General features: G+C 63.1%; 25 protein-coding genes and 1 pseudogene. 8 read left to right on the top strand and 18 right to left on the bottom strand.

Going from position 1 to position 21986, the window contains the following annotated elements:
* Positions 1-80 precede the first annotated feature (80 nt).
* Positions 81-560: a DUF4142 domain-containing protein gene (locus ABIC03_RS18830; protein WP_354059991.1), complete on the bottom strand. Its 480-nt coding sequence runs from the start codon at positions 558-560 to the stop codon at positions 81-83.
* Between the two features lie 227 nt (positions 561-787).
* Between ABIC03_RS18830 and ABIC03_RS18835 the strand changes: the two genes are divergently transcribed.
* The 5 genes from ABIC03_RS18835 to ABIC03_RS18855 all read left to right on the top strand — a co-directional run bounded on the left by ABIC03_RS18835 (position 788) and on the right by ABIC03_RS18855 (position 3702).
* The gene (locus tag ABIC03_RS18835; RefSeq protein ID WP_354059993.1) at positions 788-1297 is read left to right on the top strand and encodes a DUF2243 domain-containing protein; all 510 of its coding nucleotides are present in this window, start codon (positions 788-790) and stop codon (positions 1295-1297) included.
* Positions 1269-1433, top strand: a complete 165-nt coding sequence (locus tag ABIC03_RS18840; protein ID WP_275169454.1) for a hypothetical protein — start codon at positions 1269-1271, stop codon at positions 1431-1433. The genes ABIC03_RS18835 and ABIC03_RS18840 overlap by 29 nt, the downstream gene beginning before the upstream one ends.
* A gap of 74 nt (positions 1434-1507) precedes the next feature.
* Positions 1508-2293, top strand: coding sequence for a succinate dehydrogenase iron-sulfur subunit (locus ABIC03_RS18845; protein WP_354059995.1), 786 nt, complete (start codon positions 1508-1510; stop codon positions 2291-2293).
* Between the two features lie 74 nt (positions 2294-2367).
* Positions 2368-2841: an NUDIX hydrolase gene (locus ABIC03_RS18850; RefSeq protein ID WP_354060874.1), complete on the top strand. Its 474-nt coding sequence runs from the start codon at positions 2368-2370 to the stop codon at positions 2839-2841.
* Positions 2842-3702, top strand: coding sequence for an SIR2 family NAD-dependent protein deacylase (locus ABIC03_RS18855; RefSeq protein ID WP_354059997.1), 861 nt, complete (start codon positions 2842-2844; stop codon positions 3700-3702).
* A 152-nt stretch (positions 3703-3854) separates the two neighbouring features.
* Here the strand turns inward: ABIC03_RS18855 and ABIC03_RS18860 are convergent, their stop codons facing one another.
* On the bottom strand, positions 3855-4091 hold the full coding sequence (locus ABIC03_RS18860; RefSeq protein WP_354059999.1) for a DUF3551 domain-containing protein: 237 nt from the start codon (positions 4089-4091) through the stop codon (positions 3855-3857).
* Positions 4092-4252: 161 nt separating this feature from the next.
* Between ABIC03_RS18860 and ABIC03_RS18865 the strand changes: the two are divergent.
* Positions 4253-4537 (top strand): annotated as a pseudogene (locus tag ABIC03_RS18865) (NADH-quinone oxidoreductase subunit D); the annotation flags it as partial.
* A gap of 412 nt (positions 4538-4949) precedes the next feature.
* On the opposite strand, the gene ABIC03_RS18875 reads toward ABIC03_RS18865, so the two are convergent.
* From ABIC03_RS18875 to ABIC03_RS18890, 4 genes are all read right to left on the bottom strand, one after another.
* Positions 4950-5837: a manganese catalase family protein gene (locus tag ABIC03_RS18875; protein ID WP_027566451.1), complete on the bottom strand. Its 888-nt coding sequence runs from the start codon at positions 5835-5837 to the stop codon at positions 4950-4952.
* 204 nt (positions 5838-6041) lie between these two features.
* Complete coding sequence (locus tag ABIC03_RS18880) at positions 6042-6383, bottom strand: hypothetical protein (RefSeq protein ID WP_354060001.1); 342 nt, start codon at positions 6381-6383, stop codon at positions 6042-6044.
* A 72-nt stretch (positions 6384-6455) separates the two neighbouring features.
* Entirely contained in the window at positions 6456-7310 is an 855-nt protein-coding gene (locus tag ABIC03_RS18885; protein ID WP_354060003.1) for an MBL fold metallo-hydrolase, read from the bottom strand.
* 29 nt (positions 7311-7339) lie between these two features.
* Positions 7340-7927 (bottom strand): NuoB/complex I 20 kDa subunit family protein, encoded by a 588-nt coding sequence (locus ABIC03_RS18890; RefSeq protein WP_354060005.1) that lies wholly within the window; start codon positions 7925-7927, stop codon positions 7340-7342.
* A gap of 227 nt (positions 7928-8154) precedes the next feature.
* Between ABIC03_RS18890 and ABIC03_RS18895 the strand changes: the two genes are divergently transcribed.
* The gene (locus tag ABIC03_RS18895; RefSeq protein ID WP_354060007.1) at positions 8155-8652 is read left to right on the top strand and encodes a ferritin-like domain-containing protein; all 498 of its coding nucleotides are present in this window, start codon (positions 8155-8157) and stop codon (positions 8650-8652) included.
* 133 nt (positions 8653-8785) lie between these two features.
* Positions 8786-9046, top strand: a complete 261-nt coding sequence (locus ABIC03_RS18900; protein ID WP_354060009.1) for a hypothetical protein — start codon at positions 8786-8788, stop codon at positions 9044-9046.
* A gap of 43 nt (positions 9047-9089) precedes the next feature.
* Here ABIC03_RS18900 and ABIC03_RS18905 read toward each other — a convergent pair whose 3' ends face one another.
* From ABIC03_RS18905 to ABIC03_RS18960, 12 genes are all read right to left on the bottom strand, one after another.
* The gene (locus ABIC03_RS18905; RefSeq protein ID WP_354060011.1) at positions 9090-10157 is read right to left on the bottom strand and encodes a UDP-glucuronic acid decarboxylase family protein; all 1068 of its coding nucleotides are present in this window, start codon (positions 10155-10157) and stop codon (positions 9090-9092) included.
* A gap of 11 nt (positions 10158-10168) precedes the next feature.
* On the bottom strand, positions 10169-11293 hold the full coding sequence (locus tag ABIC03_RS18910; protein ID WP_354060013.1) for a CgeB family protein: 1125 nt from the start codon (positions 11291-11293) through the stop codon (positions 10169-10171).
* Positions 11290-12378 (bottom strand): CgeB family protein, encoded by a 1089-nt coding sequence (locus ABIC03_RS18915; RefSeq protein WP_354060015.1) that lies wholly within the window; start codon positions 12376-12378, stop codon positions 11290-11292. Before ABIC03_RS18915 ends, ABIC03_RS18910 begins: the two co-directional genes overlap by 4 nt.
* Positions 12375-13505 carry a CgeB family protein gene (locus ABIC03_RS18920; protein WP_354060017.1) on the bottom strand — a complete coding sequence of 377 codons (1131 nt, stop codon included), beginning with the start codon at positions 13503-13505 and terminating at the stop codon, positions 12375-12377. Before ABIC03_RS18920 ends, ABIC03_RS18915 begins: the two co-directional genes overlap by 4 nt.
* Positions 13502-14605 carry a glycosyltransferase family 4 protein gene (locus tag ABIC03_RS18925; protein WP_354060019.1) on the bottom strand — a complete coding sequence of 368 codons (1104 nt, stop codon included), beginning with the start codon at positions 14603-14605 and terminating at the stop codon, positions 13502-13504. Before ABIC03_RS18925 ends, ABIC03_RS18920 begins: the two co-directional genes overlap by 4 nt.
* Complete coding sequence (locus ABIC03_RS18930; protein WP_354060021.1) at positions 14602-15888, bottom strand: TIGR04295 family B12-binding domain-containing radical SAM protein; 1287 nt, start codon at positions 15886-15888, stop codon at positions 14602-14604. The genes ABIC03_RS18925 and ABIC03_RS18930 overlap by 4 nt, the downstream gene beginning before the upstream one ends.
* Complete coding sequence (locus ABIC03_RS18935; protein WP_354060023.1) at positions 15885-16949, bottom strand: GDP-mannose 4,6-dehydratase; 1065 nt, start codon at positions 16947-16949, stop codon at positions 15885-15887. The genes ABIC03_RS18930 and ABIC03_RS18935 overlap by 4 nt, the downstream gene beginning before the upstream one ends.
* On the bottom strand, positions 16949-18061 hold the full coding sequence (locus tag ABIC03_RS18940; protein WP_354060025.1) for an NAD-dependent epimerase/dehydratase family protein: 1113 nt from the start codon (positions 18059-18061) through the stop codon (positions 16949-16951). Before ABIC03_RS18940 ends, ABIC03_RS18935 begins: the two co-directional genes overlap by 1 nt.
* 209 nt (positions 18062-18270) lie before the next feature.
* Entirely contained in the window at positions 18271-19476 is a 1206-nt protein-coding gene (locus ABIC03_RS18945; RefSeq protein ID WP_354060027.1) for a phosphopentomutase, read from the bottom strand.
* A complete protein-coding gene (locus ABIC03_RS18950; protein ID WP_354060029.1) occupies positions 19464-20417 on the bottom strand; it encodes a glycoside hydrolase 5 family protein in 954 nt (317 codons plus the stop codon). The genes ABIC03_RS18945 and ABIC03_RS18950 overlap by 13 nt, the downstream gene beginning before the upstream one ends.
* Positions 20414-21181: a TIGR04290 family methyltransferase gene (locus ABIC03_RS18955; RefSeq protein WP_354060031.1), complete on the bottom strand. Its 768-nt coding sequence runs from the start codon at positions 21179-21181 to the stop codon at positions 20414-20416. The genes ABIC03_RS18950 and ABIC03_RS18955 overlap by 4 nt, the downstream gene beginning before the upstream one ends.
* Positions 21178-21984 (bottom strand): sugar phosphate nucleotidyltransferase, encoded by an 807-nt coding sequence (locus ABIC03_RS18960; RefSeq protein ID WP_354060033.1) that lies wholly within the window; start codon positions 21982-21984, stop codon positions 21178-21180. The genes ABIC03_RS18955 and ABIC03_RS18960 overlap by 4 nt, the downstream gene beginning before the upstream one ends.
* Between the last annotated feature and the right edge of the window lie 2 nt (positions 21985-21986).

Genomic DNA, 21986 nt, shown 5'->3' on the forward strand with positions numbered 1-21986 from the left:
CTCGCGGTTTGAATCATCGACGACTTTGACGGCGGCCGTCACGCACGGCCCCGCCGCTCCTTCGTCGCTGGGGTAAAGCTCTAGCCGACTTCCCTGAGATTGCTCAGGATCGCCAGGTGACGCTGAATGATCGGCAGCGACATCTGTGCGACCTGCTGTTCGCCGGGGTTGCCACCGGATCGCAAATACGACGCGTTGAGCGCGAGCAATTCACGGTGCCCCCGGATCTGCCCCTGCACATACATCCGGTCGAAGGGACCCGATGGTGTGGCCTGAAGGCGCTGAAGCAGGGCGGCATGATCCGGCCGCAGCGGTGCCGATCCCGGCGCTGCTCCGAGCGCGCTCGCGACCTGGACCTGTTCAGCGATCTCTGCATTCGCGAAGTTGATGACGTCGGGATTGCCGGTGCGCGTCAGGGCGAGCTGACTCGTCTGCATCGCAAACGCCCCACCCATCAGGTCGGCCGTTCGAAAATCCCGCTGTGGGGCTGGTTTGGATTGCGCAGCGTAGGTCGATAGTCCGAGGCCGACCAATGCAAGTAAAAACGATCTTCTCAGCATGATGAATCTCCAATGTTGAATTCACAAGACGCTGCGACCGTTTCGAACGCTCCTATCGTTGGCAAGAGCAGCCGAGCGACGCTCCGCAAAGCGTCTTCGCCGTCATGAGATGAGCAGGCAGCTTAACGCAGGTTATTGGCACGGGAGGTGCGTCATGATCATAGGAACGGCAGCACTGAGGATGGTTTGTCCATCATCCAGATGCCGATCGGCGCACGAGTCAATTCATGCAAGACAACAATTCATCCAGCTTCCCGATTTCCGCGGGTGTCCTTCTCGGGCTTGGTCTGGGCGGATTTTTCGATGGCATCGTGTTTCATCAGCTGCTGCAATGGCATCATATGTTAAGCGGCTGGTACCCGCTCAACTCCATCGACAACATCAAGCTCAATACGACCTGGGACGGTATCTTCCACAGTGCGACCTATCTGCTTGTGCTGCTCGGCCTGTATGTCCTGTGGCAAAGGGCGCGCAGGTCCGACATTCATTTGTCGGGCAGCCGGTGTCTCGGAGCGGTCTTGCTCGGATGGGGCATCTTCAATCTGGTTGAAGGTGTGGTGGACCATGGGATCTTCAAGCTGCATCGGGTGAATGAGACAGTCCCCGACGAACAGCGCATCTTCTGGGATCTCGGCTTCCTGCTATGGGGTGCGGCCATGCTGGTTGTCGGCATCGCCATGACGCGTGCCGGCAAGCAAGGGAGGGTACATGCGGAAAGCAGTCTACAAGCTCGCTAGAGAGACTCCGCCGGCTCTGGTCTATGCCATTTTCATAGTGCTGCTGGCGCTCGCGACAGCACCAGCCTTTCGCATCGTGCTGTTTGGTGTGTCGCTGGATGATCTTCTGCAACTCCGTTGCTTCAATCTCGGCTGATGCGAGGTTCAGCTGCGCAAGTGGAGTTGAACGCCGCGGCCTTTGTCAACGCCTCATGTCCGCCCGGAGGTAACATGGTCGAGTTCAGGCTTCCGAAACACTCCCGCGTGGAAAAGGGAAGGATCTGGCCCAAGCCGGACAGCAAATCGTTGCGCGAATTCCAGGTCTATCGCTGGAATCCCGACGACGGTCGCAATCCCCGGCTCGACACCTACTTCGTCGATATGAGCGATTGCGGGCCCATGGTGCTGGATGGTCTGATCTGGATCAAGAACAACATCGATTCCACGCTGACGTTCAGGCGGTCCTGCCGCGAAGGCGTGTGCGGCTCCTGCTCAATGAATATCGCCGGCCAGAACACGCTCGCCTGCACCAAGTCTATGATCGAGGACGTCCCGCAAGGCGAGCCGCTGCGCGTCCTGCCTTTGCCGCACCAGCCCGTGGTGAAGGACCTCGTTCCGGACCTGACGAATTTCTACGCCCAGCTCGCATTGATCGAGCCTTGGCTGCAAACCGTGTCGCCCACGCCACAGAAGGAATGGCGGCAGAGCCATGAGGATCGGGCCAAGCTCGATGGACTGTACGAGTGCATTCTCTGCGCCTGCTGCTCGACATCTTGTCCAAGCTACTGGTGGAATTCGGAGCGTTTCCTCGGCCCAGCCGCTCTGATCCAGGCGGCCCGCTGGGTCAATGACAGCCGCGACGAGGCGACGGGCGAGCGCCTCGACAAGCTCGAAGACCCCTTCAGGATATATCGCTGTCACACCATCCTCAACTGCGCGAAGGCGTGTCCCAAAGGCTTGAATCCGGGCGAAGCCATTTCCGGATTGCGTCTCAAGATGGTCGAACGGAAGTTCTGATCGGGGACGGACGCTACTGCGCAGAAGGAACGATGGCTGCGGCGTTGGCTTATCGACCAGACTGGAGGCTCCTGATGGGTAAGAAACAATTCGCCGCGTTGCCGTTCATGCTGAAAAATTCCGAACTGCGCGTGATGCTGATTACGACCAGGCGCAAGGGCAGGTGGAGTGTCCCGAAGGGATCGCCGATGCGCAAGACGGAGCCGCATCGTACGGCTGCGCTGGAGGCGTACGAGGAGGCCGGTCTTGTCGGGGTCACCGCAAAGCGCGCGCTGGGCTCCTTCAAGCATCGTAAACGGAAGGGCGATCGCAAGCGGACCATGAACGTCGCCGTCTTCCCCATGAGGGTCCATGGGCAGGAGCGCTGGTGGCCGGAAAAGGGTGAGCGCGAAGCAATCTGGGTCTCGCCGAAAACGGCGGGCCGTCTGGTCCACAAAGCGCAGCTTCGGCGTCTGATCGCCCGGTTCGCGGCGCAGACGGAGAAGACCGCTTCCTTATCGCTGGGCGATGGCCCAGGAACCCGCGTCTCGTCCAGCTATTCAAGGTAGATGAACCAACAACCGACCGGACTCGCATTCGAGGAGCGACCGCCTCACGAGGTCCTGGCCGCTGCGATCAAGCGGCGCTGCGCCATCCTGTTCGTCGGCGCCGGCGTCTCGATGGCTGTCGGCCTGCCGTCCTGGCAATCTCTGATCGACCATCTGCTGGATGACCTAGGACTTGAGCGCAACGTGATCGATGGAATGCACGGCGGCTATCAGATGCTGGCGGAGTACTATCGGCTGAAGCGCGGCGGAATTGGCCCGCTCCGCAGCTGGCTCGATCGCAACTGGCGCGTCGACCCGGACAGGATCGCGGCCTCCCGCCTCCACAAGCTGATCGTGGAGCTCGATTTTCCGACCATTTACACCACGAACTACGACCGTAACCTCGAGACAGCCTTCGAGGTCCTGAAAAAGCCCTACGCCAAGATCAGCAACGCAAAGGACATTGCAGGCGCCCGTTCCGGCGTCACGCACATCATCAAATTCCATGGCGACTTCGACGACGATGCCTCGCTCGTCCTGACCGAGACCGACTTCCTCAACCGGCTCGCGTTCGATTCGCCGCTCGACATCCGGTTTCGGGCCGATGCTTTGGGAAGCACGTTGCTTTTCATCGGATACAGCATGTCAGATCCCAACATTCGGCTCCTGCTGCACCGTATTTGGCAGAGTTGGGACGAGTCGGGACACCGCCAGGACCGACCGAGGTCCTTCGTTTTCGTCACCCAGCGCAATCCGGTGCAGGAGGCGGTATTGGCGAACTGGGGCATCATCACTGTCGCGCCGCCTGACGGCGTCAGCCCGGATGATGGTGTTACCCGGTTCTTGCTGGACATCCGCCAGCGTATCGACCGTAAGAAGTGAGGGCCTCGAACGCGCCGCCATGATACGCGCCAAGACCGAAACCGCCGGCGAACACGACGGCCGTGAGCGTTTACTCTGATGCCATGGGGCGCTCGGCTCAGCGGCGGGGTCGGTCAGAACGGGCTCGATTGCCAGTCCGCAAGCGGGACTGGTCACCGATATCCTCTATAGCGCCGGGCATAGGCATAGCGCGGATTGACGCCGCAATAGGCGTTCGTTCCCGATGCGGTCGCCATGCACTGAGCGTAGCTGGCGAACTGGCAGTTGCCCGGATAGCCCCAAACGCGGCCCTGAAGGCAGTAGCGGTCTTGTGCGATGGCGGCCGTCGAGGAGCCGAAGCCCGTCACAAGCGCGAGAGACGCGGCAGCCAGGAGCAATCGATGCTTCATGGAAAATCTCCAATTCAACATTGAACGTCCCTCGTGAAGCAGGGTTCCAAAGGGCAACGCTCACGGCTCCTTTTCTCCAGTTCGACGCGATCGTTAACCTGTGTGAAGCCGTTCGACGTCGATCGCGATTAAGGTGACCGATGTCCTCGATCGGAAGCGATATGCTTGACCAGTCTCCCAGCTTGAGAAACTTCACCATCAATTTCGATCCCCTGCATCCCGCCGCGCATGGCGTGCTGAGGCTCGTGCTCGAACTGGACGGCGAAATCGTCGCACGCGTCGATCCGCACATTGGTCTTTTGCACCGGGGCACAGAAAAGCTGATCGAGGCCAAGACCTATCTTCAGGCGATCCCCTATTTCGACCGGCTCGACTATGTCGCTCCCCGCGGACGGCACGAACCGTCCCTACAAGTGCAAGATCAGGTCGCCGGGGTTCGCCCACCTGCAAGCGATGGACTTTCTCTGCAGGGGGCATTTGCTCGCGGACGTATCGGCGATCCTCGGGTCGCTCGACATTGTCTTCGGCGACGTCGATCGCTGACTGGAGAACCGCATTGGAGGATCAACATGGATATCAAAGAAAGCTCCGCCATGACCGAAGCATCCGGCCTCGTGGACGATCAGTTCACCGCGCAGAGCGGCTCGCACGCGCCGCACGGTAATACAACAACAGGACTCGATACGCCTTCCCAAGCGCCCTCGGCGCAATTGGCCGACCAGTTGCGGAAGATGACCAGAGCAGCACCGCTGCAAGCGGTCTTTGCGGCGTTTCTGTTGGGCGTTCTGGTGGCTCGGCGTCGCTAGACGTCGGCCGGGGCCGTCCCTTTATTGGACGACCCCGGCCGTTGCACGAGTATCAGGCCAGCGCGTTCGTCACGGGCGGCTCGTTCATCTGCTCGACCTGTGCGCCGCTATCCGGCCGCGCCGGTCCGAGCACCGGCTCCTCGCCCAAAGGCTCGAACCCGGCGCGGAAGCTGAACGACCCTTGCCCGTCGAGCGAAGGACCTTCGCAGTAGCGCCCCGGCTGCAGCGGTGCCGCATTGCGTTCGGTGCCCATGAACATGTAGCTGAATTCGGTCGCCTCCTTGCTGCGGTCGAAGCTGTTCGGAATGGGCAGGGCGGCATCCGCGCCCATCTCCTCGATCACCGCGAGCCATTGCTGTTGATGCATGGTGTCGCGCGCAATCAGGTAGCTCAGCATGTCCTGCATGCCGGGATCGCTGGTGGAATTGAAGAGACGCACGGCGAGGGTCCGGCCGGTGGATTCAGCCGCGACGTTGCAATACATGTCGGCGGCCAGATTGCCGCTGGCATAGACATGCGAACAATCGAACGGGACGCCGTCGCAATTGGCAGGGAAGGCGGCCATGCCGGTCGAGAGCAGATGCCGGTGCAGCATGCCCTCGATCACATGCCGCGGCCGCTCGCCGCCGTTCATCACCGCGCCGACGACCGGGTTGGCCTGCAGGCTGGTCTCCTGCATCGTTGCCGGCGCATTCTCCAGGTTCAACGCGACCGCGGTCGCGAGCATCTCGATGTGGCTGATCTCTTCGGTCGCGGTATTGAGCAGGACGTCGCGATATTTGGCCGGCCCCCGCGCGCCCCAGGCCTGGAAGAAATACTGAAGGCAGACGCGGATCTCGCCTTCGACGCCGCCGATGGCTTGCTGCAGCTGGCGAGCGAAGATCGGATCGGGCTTCTCGACCCTGACCGGATATTGCAGTCGTTTGTCGAAATAGTACATGCGCAGCTCCTTTTGTGTTCACGCTATTGCGCAATGAGTGCTGCCGGGTTGCGTTCCTATGGAGTTTCTAGCGACTATTTTGAAAGCCTTTAAGTTGAGACGTGAACGCGATGCGGCCCCGGCGAGGAGAGGGATCTCGCCGGGGCCGCTCTCATGCGCGCAACCGCAAGGAGCGCGCTTTAGAAAATTGCGAACCGTGAACCGCTAGCGGCGCGGCATGGTGCCGTTGGACGGAGGGGTCGTCTCGTTGCGCATGCCGGAAGGACTGGAGGCACCTTGTCCGCCCCGCTCGACATGCGTGATGCCGCCGCCACCCGATCCGCCGGCTCCGCCCGAGCCGGCTCCTGCACCGCCAGCTCCAGCACCGCCGGCACCTGCGCCGCCGGCACCAGCGCCCGCGCCGCCTCCGGCGCCACCCGCGCCAGCACCGGCGCCGCCGCCTGCGCCACCACCAGCGCCGCCGCCAGCACCTTGCGCGTATGCTGCGCCCACTGAAGCGCCTGCAAGCATCGCGGCCGTGAAGATCGTCAGGATTGTCTTACGCATGTTATTTCTCCTTGAGGTTTCGATGTCGGACAATCACGTGAAGCATCGACCGTTCCTAGCCGTGCCGTGTGATTAAGCTCCACGTCGATATTGCGAAGGCACGGCAACTTCGTCGAACCGTTGGGCGAGAGCATCGAGAGCCGCGCGCATCTGCGGCCCCTGCATGGCCGCGCCGTGCCCGGTGACGACGATCTCCGGGGCGAGCGCGGCAAGTGCGCGCACCGATCTCTTCGCGCTTTCCCAATCGGGCGTGAAATACATCGGGGGCCCGTGCATCTCCGGCGTTTGGGTCACTGCGGCGTAAGCGGATTCCTGCCGCGTCGTGATGAAGGCGTCGCCGGCGATCAGCACGCGATCGCCTTTGCGCCAGAGCGAGATATGTCCTGGGGTATGGCCGGGCGTATGGATCCACTGCCATTCCGGCATGAAGGGTACGCTGTGATCACAGGGAAGATCATAGAGGCGCGATGCGACGTTGACCGGCTTGGTCGGGAATAGCGGAGAGAGCCGAGCGAGCAGCCCGCCACCGACGCTGGGATCGGCCGACGGGTAGGATTGGCTTCCGTCAAGATAGGGATGCTCGGCCGCATGGGCATAAACCGGCACCTCCCACTCACTCGCCAGCGTTTCGAGCACGCCGACGTGATCGAAATGCCCATGCGTCATGATGATGCAGGCGGGCCGGCCGTTTCCTCCAAATCTGGCTTTCGCGGCGGAGCGGATGGCGCCAGCCGATCCGGGAATGCCGGCGTCCACAAGCACCCAATTGCCGTCGCCGGCGTTCTCGAAACCCACGAAAATAACGTTGACGATCGCAAGCTGACGATAGGCGACGTCAGCGACGATCTGCCGCGTGTTGTCGTTGCGGTCGAGGTCGGATTGCGGATGCTCCGCGTCGGCGGAAGAGGGAAGCGAGATCTGCGTCATGTCCATTCGGGTCCGATTTGGTCAGCTCACTAGCGCTCGATCGTGCCGATGCGCCGGATCTTCTTCTGAAGCAGCATCACGCCGTACAGCAGCGCCTCCGCGGTCGGCGGGCAGCCGGGCACGTAGATGTCGACCGGCACGACGCGGTCGCAGCCGCGCACGACCGAATAGGAATAGTGATAATAGCCGCCGCCGTTGGCGCACGACCCCATCGAGATCACGTAGCGCGGCTCAGGCATCTGATCGTAGATTTTGCGGAACGCCGGCGCCATCTTGTTGGTCAGCGTGCCCGCGACGATGATCACGTCGGATTGGCGTGGCGATGCGCGCGGAGCGAATCCGAACCGTTCGGCGTCGTAGCGCGGCATCGACATCTGCATCATCTCGACCGCGCAGCAGGCGAGCCCGAACGTCATCCACATCAGCGATCCGGTCCGCGCCCAGGTGATCAGCTCCTCCGCGGTCGCCGTGAAGAAGCCCTTGTCCGCAAGATCGTCGCGGATACTCATGAAGAACGGATCGGAAGTGTTGTCCGGTCGTCCCTCACCCGGCCGGCCAAGTCCAGGCCTGCCAAGCGAAGGGCCTGAGTTGCTGGCATGCGGAAAGCTGCCTGTCATTCTGGTCCCTGAACGCTGCGGTCGTTTGGAGATGCGACCACATGCTTCGGGAAACAGTCATTTGCATGCCGCGTTCCTGCGGCGGTAGGTGGATTTGTGTTCTGTTATCGCAGGTTAGCTTCGGGTCCGGCCGCCGGAACCCAGCGTTCGCGTCACGGATCACCCTAGGAACGATCCACCAAAACTGCGGTTGGCGGCAACAAGGCCCGTGAAATGGAGAACATGAGATGACGAACGCAGCCCGCGATACATTCGTGATTGGACTACGCAATGCGCATGCGATGGAAGTGCAGGCGCGAGAGTTGATGGAACGTCAGTCGGAACGACTGGACGAATATCCTGAGGTCAAGGCCAAGGTCGCCGCCCACCTTCAGGAGACCAACGAGCAGCTGAAGCGCTTGGAGAGATGCCTGGAAGCCTGCGGCGAGAGTACCTCCAGCCTCAAGGATACGACGCAATCCATGATGGCGAACATGCAAGCCATGGCACACTCGGTGGCCGGCGACGAGATTCTCAAGAATACGTTCGCCAACAATGCCTTCGAGAATTTCGAGATCGCTGCCTACAAGTCTCTGCTCGCCCTCTGCGGCGCCGCCGGGCTTGCGGAGGCCAAGGAGCCGCTCGAGACGTCCCTGAAGGAGGAGCAGCGCATGGCCGCCTGGATCGACTCGAACGTCGAGAAGGTGACGATGGAATATCTGGCGCATCAGCGCCAGGCGGCCTGATCGCACTCCATCCCCACCACGGCGAGATCGCCGGTCCCGCCCGGTGCGAGACCGGCGGGTTCGGCCGCTGAGTCTGCCTGCGCTCTCATATGGGCCCGCAGGACCGAAACCCTCTCATCCGCGTTTTGCTGTCATGGCGCACATCATCTTCAGCGACTACCGCAGTCCTGCTGCCGAACAAGCCTATGAGATCGCATGGGACTTTCTGGCCCGCAGCGGGGCGATCCACGATGAGTTCGATGCGTGCGTATTTCTGGCTCAACGCATCACCATGATGGTCGAGGAAGGCCAGGCAAACCGGATCCGGATGGCCAACCGGGCGATCTCCGAATACGAGTACCATCTCGAAAACCTCTGCAAGCGGGCCCGTGGCGCGGCCGCTTCACGGGCTTGAGGGCTCGCCCGGGTTCCTCGGGCTCGTGGGCTCTTTCTGCCGCTTACTGCCGATCGGCAATTGTCAGCTGGCCGCGTGCCCCGGTACGTCCGTTCCTGCGCGGTGCAATGGCCGGAACGAGTGCCGGCGCTTCCCCGGCGATGCGCATGGCGAAATAGGCGATCGTCGCCTTGAGACCGTCTTTGAGCGCCACGCGCGGGCGCCATCCCAGCGCTCGAACGGCTGTGTCGATCACCGGTTTGCGGCGCTTTGGATCGTCCTTGGGCAACTCCTCGAACCGGAGCGGGGAAACTGACTCCGTGTACGCCAGCACGTCACGCGCAATAGCCTCGATGGTGACCTCGTGGGGGTTGCCCAGATTGCACGGACCGGTAATCGAGGATGGACTCTCCATGAGCAGCTGGAGGCCGCGCACGAGATCGTCGACGAAGCAGAAGCTCCTGGTCTGCGTGCCACCTCCATAAATCGTGATCGGCTCTCCGCGAAGCGCCTGCACAATGAAGTTGGAGACCACGCGCCCGTCGTTCTCCAGCATCCGGGGTCCGTAGGTGTTGAAGATGCGCGCGACCTTGATTTCAACCCCGTACATGCGATGGTAATCGAACATCAGCGTTTCCGCGGCCCGCTTACCCTCGTCGTAGCAGGCCCGGGGCCCGATCGGATTGACGTTGCCGAGATAGGTTTCCGGCTGGGGATGGACCTCCGGATCGCCGTAGACCTCGCTGGTCGATGCCTGCAGCACCCGGGCGCTTTTCCGTTGCGCGAGCTCCAGCATGTTGATGGTGCCGAGCACGCAGGTCTTCATCGTGCCGACCGGATCCTTCTGATAATGACGCGGCGACGCCGGGCAGGCGAGGCTGTAGATCCGGTCGATGTCGCCCTCGATCTCGACGGGATCGCGCACGTCGTGTTCGATGAAGCGAAAATTCGGATGATTGAGCAGCGGCCGGATGTTGTCGATCGTTCCCGTGAACAGGTTGTCGAGGCAGATCACGGTGTGGCCGCGTTGCAAAAGCGCGTCGCAGAGGTGCGATCCGATGAAGCCGGCGCCGCCGGCCACCAGAACGGTGGGAGAGCGGCGGGACGCGTTGATGCGGGTCTGAACTGTCATGGTGCTGCCTTTCAGATTTGAGCGACCTGCATGGGACGCGAGGCGGGAAGTTGCGGGGCTTTCCGGCGGCGACGGACCGATGCCTCGGCGTAGTAGGTCTCCACTTGCCGGGCGCGATGGTCGGAGGTGTGGTCGGCCAGAACGCGGCGCCGTGCGTTTTCCGCGATCGTGCGCCGTCGCTCCTCGGGCATGTCGCGCAGGATCTCCACGACGTCGCGGGGGCTCGATGCGAGCAGGATCTCCCGGGAAGGTTCGAAGACGGTCTCGATGCCAGGCCACCGGTCCGAGATGACGGGCGTGCCGCACGCGGCCGCTTCGAACAGCCGAACGCTGGGAGAGAAGCCGAGCGCGCGCATGTCGGCACGGGTGGCGTTCAGCGTAAAGCGTTGCTCCGCGTAAAATCCCGGATGATGTTTGGGCGTAAGGTGCTCGATCCGGGCGACATTGACGGGCCAGACCACCTCATCGGGATATTGCGCGCCGGCGACGACGAATTGCTCGCGCGACAGAGTGCGAGCGGGGGCGAGCAGCAACTGCTCTAGAACCGGCTGCCGGTCCTCGCTGTAGGTTCCGAGATAGCCTAGTGCCCATTTCTTCTGCGCGCGTTGCGGCGCATAGGTGTCGGTGTCGGCACTGCAATACAGCGCCCGAGCCAGCGGACTGCCATAGTTCTCCTCGATCATGCCGGGCACCGGGCCGCCGGCAAAGGACAAATAAAGGTCGAAGCGAGGGATCATCGCCGCGGAAAGGTAGTCCAGGCCCTGCTCGAGCTTGGCAAGCGTGACCGGCGTGTCGATGTCGTAGAAGGCGGTAATCCCCCGGGCGTGGGTCGTGATCCATTCGGAGATCGCGATGCCGTCGGGCACGTAGGAGCCGATGACCACCAGATCGGCATCGCGGATCATCTTTCCAAAACGCTGCGGGATGTCCTTCAAGGATTGATAAAGCTCGACGGTCCAAGCGGAAGGCTTGGCAAGATCACGATGCTCGCGATACCAGGGAACGTCGCGTTCCAGAAACGTGACGTGGTGACCTCGTCGTGCCAGGGCTTCGATCAGGGCGCGATAGGTCGTGGCATGACCGTTGCCCCAGGACGAAGTGACCGAAAGACCGACGACGACGATATTGAGGTTCATTCTGCTGCCTCGATTCGCGAACTGCTTGCGGCAAAGAGATCGTTGAACTGGCGCGCGCGCTGCCGGTAGGTGTGGTGGCTCAGAACGCGCGCACGAGCGCGCGCTGCGATCGCCTGAGCCCGGTCGGGGCGCAGTGCAGCAAGATGCTCTGCGACCTCCGCCCCGGTCGCGGCCACCAGCACCTCGCGATCTGGCTCGAGAAAATGATCGATGCCGTCCCACTGGTCGGTGATCAGGCAGGCTCCGGCACCGATGGCTTCGAACACGCGTGTTGGCGGCGAGAAGCCGTAGCGCGCCATGCTGTCGCGATTGACATTCAGCGTAGCCAGACCGGAGCCGAAGAACGCGTTGTGGTCGCCGGTCCCGACATGCCCGACCTTGTGCAGATTGGCTGGCGTGTCTTTGGAGTCCCACCCCGATCCGCCGAGCACGAACGTCTTGTCCGGCAATTGGCGTGCGACGTCGAGAAAGAACCGCTCGACGCGCTGCTCGCGATCGGGGAGGCGATTTGCCAGCAGGCTCAGGTCGCACGTGAAGTGCGCATTGGGCGGCGCAGGAAAGTGCGTGGCGGGGTCGAGCGCATTGTAGATCGGCACGCAGTCTCGCGCACTGATGCCGCGATAGGCGGATACGACGGCATCGCCGCCGCCATAGGTCAAAACCATGTCGTAGGACCGGATCGCATGGCGTAGATGATGGTCTGGATTGTCCGCCACCGATTCCAGCGTCGCGGGGGCATCGACGTCCCAGTAGATGCGCATCGCATTCGACGGAATTTCGGCGACTGCGTTCTCCAGCTCCTGATCGAAGACGCCGACGCCGCTGGCCTTGACCAGCATGTCGGCCGAGCGGGCGGCTTCCTCAAGCGAGCTTCGCCACCCCTCGGGCGTCGCGGCGTAGACCACCACCTTCGCCCAGTCGGGATCGTCGATGTCGCGATGGGCCTGGCGCTCGAAAGCATCGGGCTCGAAGAATGTGACGTCGTGGCCGAGGGCCGCAATCTCCTTCAGCATGCCGCGGTAATAGGTGGCGGCACCGTTCCAGTAGGATGAGACGAGGCTGGACCCGAAGAAGCAGATCTTCATGCGGAGGCTCCGATGTATCGCTTGGGCTGTGTGGAGTGGCCTGTGGCCCGGAGGTCCTGCGCGATGCCGACAAGCTGCTCCGCCCGATGACGGCAGGTGTGACGCTCCTTGATCGTGCGGAGCCCGGTCTCCACCGTGGCGGACCACAACTCCCGGTCATCGAGCAGCGCACGAAGCGCCCGCTTCATTTCGGTGCCGTCGGAAGCGCTGAGATAGGCACCTTCCGGGAACAGGCCTTCCGCATCGGACCAGGGGGCCGAGACCAGTGGAATGCCGCACGCCATCGCTTCGAAGACGCGAATGGTCGGAATGCCCGGAAGCAAGCGGACATAGGGGCCGCGGGGAACGTGGACAGTCGCGCGTGCGCCGGCGAAAGCAATGGGAGCCCAGTGTGCGGGCAGCCAGCCGCCATACCGAATGCCTGCCGCCTGAATGGTCGCGAGCGCCGCATCTGAATAGCGGACGCCATAGACCCCCGCGCTCAGCTTCAGCTCGGCCACGGGTTCGACCAGAAATTCGTTGAGCTCGGCGCTGCGTTCGCCGTCCCCCCAATTGCCGATCCAGACGACATCGTCGGTGCGCTCGATATCTGGCAGCTGATGGTACAGGGCGATGTCGGCTGCCTCGTGCCAGGTGAAGGCCCGGTCGGCCCAGCCGAGCTTCAGATAGATTTGACGAAGGACCTCGCCGAAGGCGAGCACACCGTCGAAGCCGTCGAGGTCGAACTGCGCAAGCTCGTACGGCGCGCTGACGGCGCGATGATGGGTGTCGTGGAACAGCAGCGTGAACGGAGCGCCGTGAGCCCGTCTCGATCCGATGTCTGCGATCAGATCAGGCGAATTCCATTCGTGGACGACGACGAGATCGGCGCCGTGCAAGGCTTCATCGAGATCAAGGAAGGCGTCGTAGCGGCGGATGCCGATGCCGGGAAACAGCGTTGGAATATCCTCCATTGTCTGACTGCCACCCTCGCGGATCGCATTCAATCGGCTCCAGCCGTCGATCGGCTCGAACACGACGACCTCATGACCGAGCGCGTGAAGTTCGCGGGCGTAGCCGCGCAGGAAATGGGCATTGCCGTTGTTCCAGCAGGAGGTGAACGCATGGTAGAACAGAACGCATTTCATGCGCGTACCTCCATGGGGGAGGGCGCGCGATGGACGGCAAGCAGCTCCTCGTAGAGGCTGAGATAGGCGCTCGTGGTTCGGGTCAGCGAGTAGGTCAGGGAATGCTCAAAGGCGGCTCGTTGCAGCCGCACCCGCTCGCGATCGTCGGTGCACAGACCTGCGAGTGCCCGATGCAGCGCATTGCTGTCGGTAGGGTCGACGAACACCGCAGCCCCGCTCCATAATTCCCTGAAAGTGGGAATGTCGGACAGGACGAGGGCGCATCCCGCGGCCCCGGCTTCCAGAACGGAGAGGCCGAACGGCTCATAGAGCGCGGGGCTAGCGAAGATGGCCGCGTGCTGCAAGTGCGCGCGCATGGCTTCGTGAGGCAAATGCCCAAGCCAGGTGACGGAAGCCGAAGGGCACTCGTCCGCCGGCCCGGCGACCTGAACGGGCCAGTCCAGCCCAGGCGCCGCGGCCGCCAGGACCTCGATGTTCTTGGCGCGGTCCCAGAGCCGGCCCGCCGCAAAGACCATGTCTTGCTTCCGTCCCGCAAAGCCCTGAAGGCCAATTCCATTCCAGATCACGATGCCGCGCGAGCGAGGCCGATAGATTTCCGCAATGTCATCGTGGAAGGATTGGCTGGGACAAACCCAGGCCTGTGCGGTGTCGAGTGCGGCGGTCACCCGTTCGCTGTAGCCGCGCCATTTCGGTTCGCCGAGCCAGCTCGTATCGCGGCAGGCGAGCCCCCAGGAGTTGACGCAGGAATGCGCGACGACCACGACCGGAGCGCGCCACGCGAAGGTCGCCTCGCGAAAACTATTGAGGTGAACGACGTCGGGCCTGATTCCAGCTTCGAGCTTCGCGAGGACGCGCCTGGCCTGGGACAGATCTTGTCCTTCCGGATCATGCCATTCGAGTGCAAGGTCCGTTTCGATCAGGTGGACCCGCGAGCCACGCAGCATCTCAAGCTGGCCGGCCCGCGCGCGGGGGCCCATCGTCACCAGGGTGACGTCGGCCCCCTGTGCAGCAAGGGACGAAGCAAGTGAGGACGAGTAGGTCCAGACGCCTCCGACGGTATCGGTCGTCATCAGGATCCTGAGCTGCGAGCTGCGGCTCATGATGCCACCTGCAGTTCGAGAGCCTCGAGCGGCACCGGACGATCGTTCTGCACGTCGCTGAACTGATCGAACATCGCGAGATAGTGCCGGTGTGCGCGCTCCCAGGCGTAATCGTCCGGCTCGCCCCACAGCTTCCGGTAATCCGGCGAGCCCGGATAGGGATACAGCGGGACCGGATCGTTGGCCCAGATGCCGGCATCCTGCATGGTGCGGCGCCAGCGCTGCACGATGGGGTCATCGTCCTCGGGGACTTCGATCAAATTGGCCTGCACGAAAGGAACGTGACGGCGCGCCTCGACCAGCCGTTCGGCAAGTTGGTCGGTCGTCATCTTGCAGTTCTTGGCGAGCGCGGCGCGGCCCTCGACCGTGAGGCTTTCGATGCCGGCTTCAATCGAGACGCAGCCGGCGCGGCCGAGCAGAGCCAGCATGTCCGGCTTCCAGAGGTCGATGCGGGTTTGCACACCGAACTTCAGCCCGCGTGTGGTCAGCCCTTCCAGCAGTTCTGCGTTCGGTAGGAAAATCTCGTCGATGAAATAGACATATTCGATGCCCTGATGACGCAGGCCGTCGATCTCTTCGAGAACGATGGAGGCAGGCCGCTTGCGATAGGCGTTGCGGAAGTTCTCCTTGGCGCAGAACGTGCAATTGTACGGACATCCCCTGGACGACTCGACCTCGGCGCCAGGTGCCTGTGGCTCGGCTTCGAAACGGTGGTGGTGATGGTGATGCCGCCGGATCATTTCCTCCGGCCAGTTAAGCGGCGGCTGATCCTTGAATGCGACCGCCTGCGGACCGCCATTGACGCGGAGCGATGCGCCATCGGCGAAGCACAAGCCCGGAAAGTCCCGTTCGCCATTGGCAAGACGCAACAAGGACGCCTCGCACTCGCCCATCACGACGATGTCGGTGCCGAGCTTTCGAAGCGCCGCTTTTGGCACGGTCGAGCCGTGGGGGCCTACCGCGACGAGGATCGGAGCCAGGTCCCGCACCGCCCTCGCAAGCGCCTGCGGAACGCGGAGCTCGGGAGGGGCGCACCGCCAGAACAGATAGGTCGGTGCCGTCGTGATGACGATCTGGTCGGGGCCGAACGCGCGCAGCTCGGCTTCGATCTCGGCGAGAGAAAGGTCGAACATGTGGGCATCGAGCAGCAGCGTCTTGTGCCCGGCCGCTTTCAGGTAATGCTCGGAGATCCCGAGTTCGAGCGGAAGGTGAGGGGATCGGCAGCCGAAATAGATGCTGCCGCCAAAATCCCAGTTTGGGTTGATGAGGGCAACACGCGTCATGCCAGCGCCTCGCGGCTGCCTTGTGACGATCCGAACCGGCCGTCCAGCCAGCTGTGAAGGGATCGGAGGCCGTCTGCGAACGAAACCTGAGGGGCCCAGCCGAGTGCGCTGGAGAGCGCGCGCGTGTCGGTCACGTACCAGGGCTGATCGCCGGGCCTCCAATCGGCAAAGCGATAGGCCACCTTGCGGCCGGTCAGATCGGTGATGCGGTCGATCAATTCCAGCAGACTGATCGCGTTGGCCGGACCGCCGCCGAGATTGAATACGCGTCCACGGGCGAGCGCGATGCCATCGAGCACGGCGAGCCAGGCCGAGGCCGCGTCGGAGACGTGAAGCGCATCGCGGACCTGATGGCCGTCGCCATAGATCGTCAGCTCTTTGCTGCGGATGGCGCTCAGCAGGAAATGCGCGATCCAGCCCTGATCCTCGGTGCCGAATTGGCGGGGCCCATAGATGCAGCTCATCCGCATCACCACGGTCTGGAGTCCGTAGACCCGCGCATAGTCGTGGACGTATTGATCCGCCGTTCCCTTGGAGCATCCATAGGGGCTGTAGAAGTCGAGCGGCGCATTTTCCGAGATGCCGGCGGCGAGCAGGCCGCTTGTCGGCGTGTAGCGTCGGCCGGTGAGCGCGATGTCGCCATCGTCGATCAGGCGTCCGTAGACCTTGTTGGTCGAGGCGAACACGATCGGCGCGGCGTTGTTGTGGAGCCGCACGGCTTCGAGCACGTTCAATGTGCCCCGCGCGTTGATCTCGAAATCGGCGGCCGGATCGCTCACGCTGTCGGTGACGGCGACCTGGGCCGCCAAGTGCAGCACGGCGCGGGCTTCGCGGACGGCGTCGATCACCGGGATCGGCTCGCGGATGTCGGCCACGGTGATTGTGACCCGATCGCCATGCCGGGACTTCAGCCACTGCGCATTCTCCCGCACGCCGGCGCGGGCGAGGTTATCCAGGATCAGCACCGGCTCGCCGCGCTCCGCCAGCCGGTCGGCCAGGTTGCACCCGATAAACCCGCAGCCGCCGGTGATCAGGACGGGTCTGTTGTCTCGTTCACTCATCACGCGACCAATCCTCGTTGCTGCAGCTCCTTGGTGGCTCGCTCCGCCTGATCGTCGGCGATCTGGTCGGCGAGATATTCCGCCAGCTCTTCGAGCCCGTCCCTGAATGCGACGCGCGGCTCGAAGCCGAGCACGTCGCGGGATTTTCCCATGTCGGCGAAGCAGTGCCGGATATCACCGGCGCGATATTTCCGCGTCAGCTCGGGCGCAATGTCGCGGCGCCCCATGACTTCGGCCAGATCCTCGGCGACCGATAGAATGGTGCGACTCTGGCCCGAGCCGACGTTGAAGACGTCGTGCGCGTGCTCCGCCTCCAGCGCCATCCGGCAGGCGCGGGCGACGTCATGCACATGGACGAAGTCGCGGCGCTGCCGACCGTCCTCGAAGACGAGGGGAGGACGGCCGTTGAGCAGCCGGGCGGCAAAGATGGCCAGCACGCCGGTATACGGATTGGACAGGGCCTGACGTGGCCCGAACGCATTGAAGAAGCGTAGCGCCACGGTCGGGATGCCATACGCCTTGCCTGTGATCAGGCACATACGCTCCTGCGCATATTTGTTGAGCGCATAGATCGAGCTCAGCGAAGGCTGCTTTGTCTCCGGCGTGGGGACGGGATCGAGCGGGTTGCCGGCGGTATCGCGCAGCTCCCAATCGCCGCGGCGAAGCTGCTCGACCGCCCGCTCCTCGCAGGCAACCACGCTCTGATCGGCGCTCCGGTACAGGCCCTCGCCGTAAATACTCATGGACGAGGCCACCACGAGCCGCGCGATCGGGCGCTTGGACAGTGTCTGCAACAGCACGGCGGTACCGAGCTCGTTGGTCCTGACATAGGGTTCGATGTCGTACATGCTCTGGCCGACGCCGACCGCTGATGCGAGATGCAGGACCATGTCGGTGCCGCGCAACGCATGATCGACCGCGAGAGCGTCGGTGACGTCACCGACGACGAGCTCCGCGTCTTTGGCAAGATAGGCGGGACGCTGACGGTCGCCTCCGTGGACCTGCGGCGAGAGATTGTCGAGCAGGCGGACTTCATAGCCGGCCGCCAGCAGCGCGTCGGCTGCATGCGACCCGATGAATCCCGCGCCTCCAGTGATCAATACTCGCGTCATTCACCGCTCCGTGCCGCCGTGAGATCGATCCTGCGGGATCAATCCGTGATGAGATGAAAGCGCGCTGCTGTTCTGGTCGGGCGACCGGCGCGCCAGTCACATTTGGAATTAGAAGCGATGCAAGGAATGTTCGTTCCTGCGAAACCTACAAACGAATATTTCTCTAACCTGGATCAATAACCCAGGTGAATCTGCCGAGCGCAGCGGAGCTAAAAACACACGCCGTGAACCGGCGCCTGCAGTTCGAGATGGCTCGCGACCGTCGCGCCAATGTCCGCAAATCCGGCGCGCTTGCCGATCGGAGAAGTTGACCGCGCGCTCCACGCCAAGATCGGTACTTGTTCCCGCGTATGATCGGTGCCGCTCCAGGTCGGGTCGCAACCATGATCGGCCGTGATGATCAGGAGATCATCGTCGCGCAGGCGGCTCAGCAGATCCGGAACGCGCGCGTCGAAGGTTTCGAGCGCCGCTGCATAGCCCGCCACGTCGCGCCGATGGCCGTACAGCGTGTCGAAATCGATAAAATTTGCGAACAACATCCCGCCCTCTGCGAGCGTGGCCAGCCCATCAAGCGTGGCATCGAACAGCGCCTGGTTGCCATCGCCGCGCAAGTTCCTCCCGGTCGCGCGATGGGCGAAGATGTCGTCGATCTTGCCGATCGTGACGATGTCACGGCCTGCGCTGTCGGCAAGATCGAGGATCGTCCGCTCCGGCGGCGGGACGGAAAAGTCCTTCCTGTGCGATGTTCGCTTGAAGTCGCCTGCCGACGTGCCGATGAAGGGACGTGCGATGACGCGCCCGATGTTGAGGGGATCGACCAGTCGGCGGGCAACGCGGCAGACCTCATAGAGGCGTTCGAGTCCGAACGTCTCTTCGTGCGCTGCGATCTGGAACACGCTGTCGGCCGACGTATAGCAGATCGGTTCGCCCGTTCTGATGTGACGCTCGCCGAATTCGGCGATGATCTCGGTGCCGGAGGCGTGACAGTTCCCGAGGATGCCGGGCAATCGAGCCTGTTCGCACAGGCGCTCCGTCAGGTCGCGCGGAAAGCACGGCTTGGTTCTTGGAAAATAGCCCCAGTCGAACGGCACCGGCACGCCGGCGATCTCCCAATGACCGGATGGCGTGTCCTTGCCTTTGGAGATCTCGCTCGCGCAGCCAAAGCGCGCGTGCTCAGGCCGGCCATCCAGGCCCGGCGGCACGCGCCCGGTAGCGAGATGGCAAGCTCGGCCAAGTCCGAGCGCAACCAGATTGGGAAGTCGAAGCGGCCCCGCCCGGCGTGGTCCGTCGGCATTACCGGCCATGCACATTTCGGCAATGTGGCCGACGGTATCGGCACCCTCGTCGCCGTAATTGATGGCATCGGGCGCGGCGCCGATCCCGACGGAGTCCATCACCAGGATCAGGGCGCGCATGTCGGCTCCGAGATGGCCGGGCGCGAAGACGCTGCGGACGGCGCGAGCCCGGTTTTCGCGCAATAGCGTTCGACCATCTGTGCGCAGAAATCCGCGAACTCGTTCACGTCGAGCGGCGGGCTGGTGTGATGAGGCTCGACGCCCCGATGTTCCGGAGTGAAGCAGAAGGTCACTGTGACCTGAAACTCCGCCAGCGCGTCCATCTGCCGATCGAACCAGGCGAGCGCGTTCGGACGGAAGCTGTCGGCCCAGGACAGGCCGGTCCTGAGATGCTGCACGCCGAGCCGGCGCATCCAGAGCACGGCGTCATCGAGGCGGTGGTCCTCGAAGTGAAACCACTGGCACAGGCCCATCGCTGGTGCATATTGGGCGAACAGGTCCGCCGAGGCTTTCGGCGTTCCGTCCTCGCGCAGCAGCCCCATGTGGAAGTGCCGGTAGTAGGAGGAACCTTCAGCTTCCTTGTGCCGCGTCGTCGCCTCCCAGCTCGAAGGAAGATCGTACAGGCTGTACCAGTGAATTCGCGGTGCCTGGCCAGTCAACAGCTCGGCGGTCCGCGTCAGTCCCCAGGCCTGCACCTCCTCGGCACCGAAGGACGAGACTCCCACCTCCGTGACCCAGACCGGCAGCGAGGTGACCGCCTTGATCTCGTCGAGCTTGGCCGGCCATTCCGCGATCTGCCACAAGTTCCAGTCGAGCGGAAAGCCGTGCACGGCCACGGCATCGACATGATCGAGCACGCCGCGCGCCTGCATGTTGCGTATGAAGGTCGGATCGATCGGCGATATGCCGCCAAGCACACGCGGGAGTGTGGGATGCGCGCTGCGGATCGCCTTTCCGGCAGCGAGCGCCAGGCTCGCGAACATGGTCCAATCCGGATCGATCAGGATGTCCCAGTGCGACTTGTTGTTGGGCTCGTTCCAGATCTTGGCGGCTTCGATCATCGGCTGGTCTCCCGCGACGGATAGACCGGACCTTCCGCCTGCGGCCTTGTTACCCGCTTGCAGAGATAGACTTCCTCTTCCGGATGCGCCGCGATCGCAAAGCCGGCGCTGCGCAGCATGGCTTCGGCGCAGGCGCGGTTCGGCACCCACCAATTGGTGGGGTCGTCGGCATATTTGTTCTCGATGAAGTGCAGCTTTGGATAGCCCGGGGAATCGAACTGATCGGTGGTCCAGAAGTCGTAGTTCTTGTCGAGGGGATCCACGCGGCTGTCGCCGCGCTGCATCGACTGGAACAGCAGGAGATCGCCGGCGACGTGCTCATGGATCAGGTCGAGGGCCAGCAAAGGGTGCCTCAGATGGTAGAGCACGCCCATGAAGATCACGAGATCGAACTTTTCGCGCAGCTGTCCGACATCATAGGCTGACATCTTGCGGAATTCGATCCTGAGCCCGTTCACCTCGGCCGCGAAGCGGGCTTGCGCGAGATATTCGTCGTCGGTGTCCAAGCCGAGGACGCGCTCGGCGCCGCGCCGCTTCATCTCCATGGCGTAGAAACCGGCATTGCAGCCGATATCGAGCACGGTCTTGCCTTCGAGGCGGTCCGGAATGATCCCGGAAAAGCGGCGCCATTTCACGTTGGGATAGTCGCCGAGAAAGTGTGAAGGCGCTGTCGGCACGCCATTCAGGTCCAGATTGTGAAACCATGGCCCGAGCGCATCGACGCGCTGGCGGATTTCCTCGCGCGAGAGGGCGCCTCTGCTCATGCGGTCACTCCATTGTTCATTGCGTGGGCCGGGCGGGCTGCCTCCGACGAACCGCCGGCCAGCAGTCGAGAGCGTCCGTTCCCGGGGGAGCTTTCCGCGAGCAACGCCATTGCCGTCCGGTAGCCGTCGATGGTGCCGACGTCGACATAGGATTCGCCGGCCTTGACGCCGAGACCCTGGCCGCCGGCCGCGATGTAGGCATTGACCAGCGTCCCGAAATATTCATCCCGGCGCTCGCGCTTCGTCCACAGTGACTGGAGCTCGCGAAATCCGTTGCCGGACATCTTGAAGGCGCCCCATATCCATTTCGACGCCGCATCCTGCTTGACCTGGATCTCCGTGACGCGGTCACCGTCGAGCACGACGGCATCGAAGAACTCGGGATGTTCGACCGGAAACAGCAGAAACGACAGGTCAGCGGCCGGCAGTGCCTGCAGGGCCGCCTTGGGGAACCAGACGGTATCCGGAAGTCCGACCAGGATGTCTTCGTCATGGCCAACGACCGTGCCCGCCCTGAACACGGCATCGCACAGCCCCGACGCATCGGGCTGCACGACATAGGCGAGCTGGGCGCTGCCATAATGATCGCCGAAATATTCGAGGATGTCCGATTTGCCGGGGGAGATCACGAAGCAGATCTTGTCGGCACCCCCAAGGATCAACCGCTCCAGCAGATATTCGGAGACGGCGCACGGACGGTCGATGCCGTCGTCCCGTTGGCTTCCGACCGGAAGCAATTCCTTGGAGAAGGCGAGCGGCTGGATGCGGCTGCCGCGGCCCGCGGCCGGAACGATGCCCCACATGA

The organism is Bradyrhizobium sp. RT6a, from assembly GCF_040547675.1.
Taxonomy (GTDB): domain Bacteria; phylum Pseudomonadota; class Alphaproteobacteria; order Rhizobiales; family Xanthobacteraceae; genus Bradyrhizobium.